This is a genomic window from Nocardiopsis listeri, assembly GCF_020741345.1.
GTDB lineage: Bacteria > Actinomycetota > Actinomycetes > Streptosporangiales > Streptosporangiaceae > Nocardiopsis > Nocardiopsis listeri_A.
In genome coordinates this window covers 1-3,597 of sequence record NZ_DYZD01000097.1, presented here as the reverse complement: position 1 = coordinate 3,597, position 3,597 = coordinate 1, and the positions used below count along the sequence as shown (strand labels likewise).

General features: G+C 70.7%; 3 protein-coding genes and 1 pseudogene. 1 reads left to right on the top strand and 3 read right to left on the bottom strand.

Going from position 1 to position 3,597, the window contains the following annotated elements:
• The coding region (locus tag K8V84_RS06160) for a phosphoribosyltransferase (protein WP_304071573.1) at window positions 1-967 on the bottom strand (967 nt) is incomplete at its 3' end.
• A gap of 192 nt (window positions 968-1,159) precedes the next feature.
• Entirely contained in the window at window positions 1,160-1,720 is a 561-nt protein-coding gene (locus K8V84_RS06155; protein WP_304071571.1) for a GNAT family N-acetyltransferase, read from the bottom strand.
• Between the two features lie 302 nt (window positions 1,721-2,022).
• Here K8V84_RS06155 and K8V84_RS06150 point away from each other — a divergent pair, with 302 nt between their 5' ends.
• A complete protein-coding gene (locus K8V84_RS06150; protein WP_304071568.1) occupies window positions 2,023-3,222 on the top strand; it encodes an MFS transporter in 1,200 nt (399 codons plus the stop codon).
• Between the two features lie 81 nt (window positions 3,223-3,303).
• On the opposite strand, the pseudogene K8V84_RS06145 reads toward K8V84_RS06150, so the two are convergent.
• A pseudogene (locus K8V84_RS06145) lies at window positions 3,304-3,597 on the bottom strand (hypothetical protein); the annotation flags it as partial.

The window sequence follows — 3,597 nt, the reverse complement described above, 5'->3', positions numbered from 1 at the left end:
TGCCCAGGGGTTCGCCGGCCGCGTCGGTGGCCCGGCGCAACCAGGTGACCGCCGCGCCCAACCGCTCCCCCAGAACCTCGGTCTCCCCCTCGTCGTCACCGTCGTCCCCGGTCAGCAGGTCCAACAGCAGGGTGGCGTATCCGGCCCGTTGCAAGGAGGCCGCGATCGCCCGTCCTTCGGGGTCCCCTCGTCCACGGCCGAAGGCCATCACCACCACACCGCGCAGGGCCATGGGCATGGTGAGGTCGCCGTCGAGGTAGACCTGCCCCGCGCGAATCCGCACCGCGCGGGCCACCTCGGGCCTGGGGCGCGAGCGTTCCAGTTCGGTCAGGATCGTGGTGACGTGGTCGTCCGAGAGCTGGTCGAAGTCCCGATACCACTCCCCCACGGCGCGGAAGTTGTCCGGTGCGCCGATCACCACCACGGCGTCGGCCTCCCCCTTGAGGGTCTCCAGTGCCTCGGGCGAGGCCACCGGTACCGCCAGAACCAGACTGGAGGGGCCGGCCTGGCGCACCATCCTCAGCGCGGCACGGGCGGTGCCGCCGGTGGCCACCCCATCGTCGACGACCACGCAGTCGCGGCCGGTGATCCGAGGCATGGAACGCTCGCCCCGGTAGACGCGGCGACGACGGTCGAGCTCCTCTCGTTCGGAGACGACGGTGTCGGACAACGCCTGGCGAGGAATGCGCATCCGGGCCAGAGCGAGGTCGTCGTAGAGGACGTGACCGTCCTCGGTGATGGCGCCGACCCCGGTCTCGGGGCGGCCTGGCAGGCCGATCTTGCGCACCATGAGGACGTCGAACTCCGCGCCGAGACCGCGCGCGAGCTCGGCGCCCACGGGCACGCCACCGCGTGGCAGGGCCAGCACGATCGGGTCGTCGACCGCGTAGGGGCGCACGCGATCGGTGAGGCGTCGACCCGCCTCGGTCCGGTCGGTGAAGGGCAGGGATACGGGTACCGGGTTCATGTCATCGCCTGTGTCGGGACCATGGGACCCGACACCCCTCCTTCCGGCTGTCCGTGGATCACGCCGCTCGCAAAGTGCTACCGGCATACCCCGCCGTACACGGATTACAACCCCGAGTCCGGGCAAAACCCGCGCCCCGTTCCGGGGCCGCGCACCCGCCACCGGAGAGGCGAGGCGGCCGACCGAGTGGTGTCAGGCCGGTCGGAAGCCGTCGCGCAGCACCGCCATCAGCAGCGCGTCGTGTCTGCGCCCCTCCCACAGCAGTGACTCGCGTAGTCGACCCTCGACGTAGAATCCGCAGGAACGGTAGACGGCGATGGCCCGCATGTTGAACGCGTACACCTGGAGCCAGAGCCGGTGCAGGCCGATCTCCTCGAAGGCGTAGCGCATGACCAGTTGGGTGGCCTCCCGGCCCAACCCCTTGCCGGTGAACTCGATGGCCGACAGCGCTATGCGATAACCGGCGGTCTCGTTCTCCGGGGACACCGAGTAGATGGAGAGCTCACCGAGGTAGCGGCCGCCCTTGGGTTCGGTGATCGCCAGGTCCAGGCGGTCCTCCCCTTCGGCGCGGCTGTGACACCACCGGCGCGCCTGCTCATAGGTCAGGTGTCCGTGCGAACCCGTGAGCCGGCGGACCTCCTCGTCCAGTCCCGCGGCGAAGTAGGCATCGGTGTGTTCCGGGCCGAGGGGGACCAGGGACACGTTCTCGCCGTTGAGGGTGGGCTTGTCTCGCAGCGCGCTCGTGTTGATCATGCAGGTCTTCCGGTTCCGGCCGGGACCGTGGGGCACGGCATTACCCGGGTGAGGGAGACGGCGGTCAGGGGATGCCGTACGCGGGAACGGGTCGCGCGGGCGTGGCCTTGGAGCATGGGCCGGGGCGGGAACGATGTGGGGCGGGTCCTTTCCGGGTCCTCGGCGGGGGTACGGGCTCCCTATGTAAAACATCTCCGCTCCGAAAGGCAAGCCCGTCGGGACCGAGTGCGACAAGACGCTGTTCATCCGATGACCGGACTGGATAGCATCTGCCCGCATCGAAAGCACCCTGGGAGCCGCCCGTGAACACCCCGACCGACACGTCCACCACACCACCGCCCGAGGCCAGGCGTGCCCGGGTCGCGGTGTCGACCCTGTTCTTCGTGAACGGGTTCACCTACACCAACGCGGTGCCCTGGCTCCCCGTGATCAAGAACGGGCTGGGGCTGAGCAACGCGGAACTGGGGTTGGCGATCGCGGCCATGCCGTTCGGTGCGATCCTCACGGGGATGCTCGCCGGTCCGCTCATTCACCGGTTCGGCAGCGGTCGGACCGCGGTGGGGACGAGTCTGATCAGTTTGGGAGCGCTTCCATTCATCGCGCTCGCACAGAACTGGTGGATGCTCGCGGGTGCCCTCTTCGTCCTGGGCTGCGCCGACACCTGGACCGACTCCGCGCAGAACTCTCACGGTCTACGGGTGCAGCGACGCTATCGACGCAGCATCATCAACACCTTCCACGCGGTGTGGAGCCTGGCCGCGGTCTCCGGAGGGCTGCTCGGCGCCACCATGGCGGGCTCGGGGGTGCCCATCCTGTGGCACCTGGGCGGGGTGACCGCCGTGCTCGTGGTGATCAACCTGGTGGTCTCCCGCATGCTGCTGCCCGGACCGGAGAACAGCGAACGCGAGGACGGGACCAACGGCCACGACGGCGGCCGCGTCCGCATGTCCGGTCGCGCCGTGGTACTGCTCCTGGCCCTGGGCGTGCTGTTGATGATGGCGGGCGGCATCGAGGACTCCGCCGCCTCCTGGGGCGCGGTGTACATGACCTCGGAGCTGGACTCGGCGCTGTTCCTGGCCGCCATGCCGTTCGTGGCCTGCCAGGCGATGATGACGCTCGGGCGGCTCGTCGGCGACCGGGTCACCGACCGCTTCGGGGCGGTGGCCGTCGGACACGCGAGCGGACTTCTGTCCGCCGGCGGCATGGCCCTGGCCCTGGCGTTGCCGCACCCGGTCACCACCATCATCGGCTTCGGGGTGATGGGGCTGGGCGTGTCCACCCTGTTCCCGCTGACCCTGGCCGCCGCGGGGAACGTTCCGGGGGTGCGCACCGGTGACGGGGTGACCCTGGTGGGGTGGCTGGGCCGCGTGGGGTTCCTGGCCTTCCCACCGACGGTGGGGTTCCTGGCCGACTCGGTGACCCTGGGCGGTGCCCTGTGGGTGATCGCGGTCGGAGGCGCCGCCGCCTTCCTCCTGGCCCCGGCCCTACGGCCACGGACGTGACGGCATGACGGAGGGCCCCGACCGTGGTGGTCGGGGCCCTCCTCACGTCAGAGCCCACAGGTCGTGGACACGGACGCGGTGTTACTCGGCCATGCCCGGGCGGCGGCTGCCGGCCCACAGGGCCAGAGCACCGATCCCGGTCACGACGGCGCCACCGAGCACGAAGCCCGAAAGGTCGACGCCGGTCGCGGCGAGGTTCGGGTCACCGGCGTTCGACGCCGGGGCCGGCGTGGTGGGAGTGGTCGCACCGGGGGTCTGGCCCTGGTCACCCTCACCGTCGTCGCCCTCGTCGCCGTCACCGTCGTCGCCGTCACCGGGCGGAGGGGTCTGACCGTCGTCCGGCGGCGTGGTCTCGTCGCCGTCGTCGCCGTCGTC

Excerpts from the sequence above, each read along its gene's own strand:
- K8V84_RS06155 (WP_304071571.1), bottom strand. The coding sequence starts at position 1,720 with ATGATCAACACGAGCGCGCTGCGAGACAAGCCCACCCTCAACGGCGAG.